The sequence below is a fragment of the Azospirillum melinis genome (assembly GCF_013340935.1).
Taxonomy (GTDB): Bacteria; Pseudomonadota; Alphaproteobacteria; order Azospirillales; family Azospirillaceae; genus Azospirillum; species Azospirillum melinis.
The window spans coordinates 1-2,779 of record NZ_WHOS01000133.1 but is presented as its reverse complement, the minus strand read 5'-3'; the positions used below and the strand labels follow the sequence as shown (position 1 = coordinate 2,779).

The 2,779-nt window shown below is 68.3% G+C and carries 4 protein-coding genes; 1 reads left to right on the top strand and 3 read right to left on the bottom strand.

The genetic code is table 11. The features are described 5' to 3' along the window. The coding region (locus GBZ48_RS35720; protein ID WP_246307696.1) for a PTS transporter subunit EIIC at nt 1-103 on the bottom strand (103 nt) is incomplete at its 3' end. Between the two features lie 30 nt (nt 104-133). On the opposite strand from GBZ48_RS35720, the gene GBZ48_RS35715 reads away from it, so the two are divergent. Then, complete coding sequence (locus GBZ48_RS35715; protein ID WP_246307695.1) at nt 134-451, top strand: FCD domain-containing protein; 318 nt, start codon at nt 134-136, stop codon at nt 449-451. 83 nt (nt 452-534) lie between these two features. Here the strand turns inward: GBZ48_RS35715 and nagE are convergent, their stop codons facing one another. Both nagE and GBZ48_RS35705 read right to left on the bottom strand, forming a co-directional pair. Beyond that, nucleotides 535-2,010, bottom strand: a complete 1,476-nt coding sequence (nagE, locus tag GBZ48_RS35710; RefSeq protein WP_174475359.1) for an N-acetylglucosamine-specific PTS transporter subunit IIBC — start codon at nt 2,008-2,010, stop codon at nt 535-537. 59 nt (nt 2,011-2,069) lie between these two features. After that, nucleotides 2,070-2,779: N-acetylmuramic acid 6-phosphate etherase (locus GBZ48_RS35705; protein ID WP_174475358.1), on the bottom strand; the 710-nt coding region annotated here is incomplete at its 5' end.

Sequence of the window (2,779 nt, the reverse complement as noted above, 5' to 3'; positions counted from 1 at the left end):
GGCCGGTCAGCACGGCATGGACGGCGAACAGGGCGGGTGCCAGGAAGATGAAGGCGAATTCCACCGGTTCCGTCACGCCGGTCAGGAAGGCGGTCAGCGCCATCGACAGCAGCACGCCGCCGACCGCAAGGCGATGATCCGCCTGTCCGGCCAGTTCCACCTTCTGCTGGCCGAGTTCGCCGGCAACGCGACGCTGGCCGGCATCCTGACCGACCTGATCGACCGCTCCAGCCTTGCCATCGCGGCGTTCGAGCGGCGCTCGTCGCACACCTGCTCCGCCGACGATCACCGCCACCTGATCGCCGCCCTGACCGGCAACCGCCCCGGCGAGGCGACCGCCCTGATGATCGAGCATCTCGACGAGGTCGAGCGCCAGCTGGACCTTGAGGCGAAGACCGACACCCGCATAGACCTGAAGGCGATCTTCGCCGATGAACCGGAACCCGCCTGACGGTACACAAACCTCAAAATACGGAAAGCCCCGGTTCCACGAGGAACCGGGGCTTTCCAATGTTGGGACCGGGGTGCTTTCGATCAGACCCGCAAGCCCGCCGATGCGTTCAGCGAGTCCTGGATCTCGCCCGCCAACTGGTCGGCAATCGGACCGACGATGACCTGGACCGAATTGGCCGACGGCTTCACCACGCCGCGGGCGCCGATGCGCTTCAACTCCACCTCGTTCACCCGACTGGCATCGGCGACGTTCAGGCGCAGGCGCGTGGTGCAGGCCTCCACAGATCGCAGATTGCCGGCCCCGCCGAGGGCCGCGACATAGGCGCCGGCACGGTCGCTGACCGCCGGGGCCGGCGCGGCCGATACAGTGGCGGGCCGGACACCGGAGGCGGCCGGTGCCTGACCGGCGGGAATGGCGATGTCGTCGCGGCCAAGCGTCTTCAGGTCGAAGCGCTGGATGACGAAGCGGAACAGCCCGTAATAGATGGCGAAGTAAGCGGCGCCCACCGGCAGGAGCAGGATCGGGTTGGTCGCCTTGCCGTAATTCAGCACATAGTCGAACAGACCAGCCGAGAAGCCGAAGCCCAGCTTCACGTTCAGCACGTCCATCAGCACCATCGACAGGCCGGTCAGCACGGCATGGACGGCGAACAGGGCGGGTGCCAGGAAGATGAAGGCGAATTCCACCGGTTCCGTCACGCCGGTCAGGAAGGCGGTCAGCGCCATCGACAGCAGCACGCCGCCGACCGCCGCACGGTTCTCCGGCTTGGCGGTGTGGTACATGGCGAGACAGGCGGCCGGCAGACCGAACATCATCACCGGGAAGAAGCCGGCCATGAAGGCGCCGGCCGTCGGATCGCCCTTGAAGAAGCGGTTCAGGTCGCCGGTGACGCCCTGGTAATCGCCCAGAAGGAACCAGGCGATGTTGTTGATGATGTGGTGCAGGCCGGTGATGATCAGGATGCGGTTGAGCACGCCATAGAGGAACAGGCCGATCTTGCCCAGCCCCAGCACGCCGGTGGTCAGCGCGGTCAGTCCGGAATCGACAACGGGCCAGCCATAGCCGAAGACCAGCGCGATCCCCAGCGCCGCCAGACCGGTGACGATGGGCACGAAGCGCCGCCCGCCGAAGAAGGCGAGATAGTCCGGCAGCTTGATGTCCTTGTATTTGTTGTAGAGCTGGCCGGCGATGATGCCGATCAGGATGCCGACCGGGATGCTGATGCGGCTGGACATCTTCGCCACCAGCTCCGGCGCGACACCGCTCAGCACCACCGCACCCTTCACCGCCACGAAATAGCCGACGGCGCCGGCCAATCCGGCGGCACCGTGGTTCTCACGGGCAAAGCCGATGGCGATGCCGACGGCGAACAGGACACCCAGATTGGAGAAGACGGCGTCACCCGCCGCGGCGATGAAGGCGATGTTCAGCAGGTCGGGCTGGCCGATGCGCAGCAGCAGCCCGGCGATGGGCAGCACGGCAATCGGCAGCATCAGCGCCCGCCCCAGCCTCTGGACGCCCGAAAAACGGTCGCCCGACAAACGATCAGCAGACATTCGGACGTCTCCCAGTGCAACGGGCTCCGGCCTCAAGGGGGCCGGGCCTCACATGTTGGTCATTCTTGCGTGTTGGACCCCGACCGGGCCTGTTCCATCGCGCGGCGCAGGTTGCCGCCGGTTGCGATCAGCAGCCGGTCGATCTCCGGCGCCTCCAGCCCGGCCAGCCCCAGCACGGCGCGGCGCACGTCGCCGTGCCGCTCCAGCGCCGCACCGGCAGCATCCTCATCCACGCCGGCGATGCGGGCGACCATGGCGGTGCAGCGGCGGCGGAGCTTGGCATTCTCCGGCCGGACATTGATCATCAGGTTGTCGTAGACATTGCCGAGCGCGGTCATGACGCCGGTCGAAAACAGGTTCAGCACCACCTTCTGCGCGGTGCCGGCACCGAGCCGGGTCGATCCGGCGATCACCTCGGCCCCCGTCGCGGTCAGCACCGGATGCTCCACCGCTTCCAGCAGGGGGGAACCGGCACTGCTGGCGATGCCCATGGTCAGGGCCCCCGCCTCCCGCGCCGCGCGCAGGACGCCGACGGTGTAGGCGCTGGCACCGCTGGCCGACAGGCCGACCACCACGTCGTCGGCGCAAATCCCTGCCCGGCCGGCGTCGGCCCGCCCTGCCCCCTCGTCATCCTCCGCCGCCCCGGCCAGCCCGCGCGACAGGTCGAGCCCGCCCGCGATCAGCAGCACCAGCCGCTCCGCCGGCCAGTCGAAGGTCGGCCCCAGATCCAGCCCGTCGAGGGCCGCAACCATCGCCGACGACCCCGCCC

What these genes read in the sequence shown, in the direction of transcription:
- GBZ48_RS35715 (WP_246307695.1), top strand. Translation starts at nt 134, where the DNA reads ATGATCCGCCTGTCCGGCCAGTTCCACCTTCTGCTGGCCGAGTTCGCC.
- nagE (WP_174475359.1), bottom strand. Translation starts at nt 2,010, where the DNA reads ATGTCTGCTGATCGTTTGTCGGGCGACCGTTTTTCGGGCGTCCAGAGG.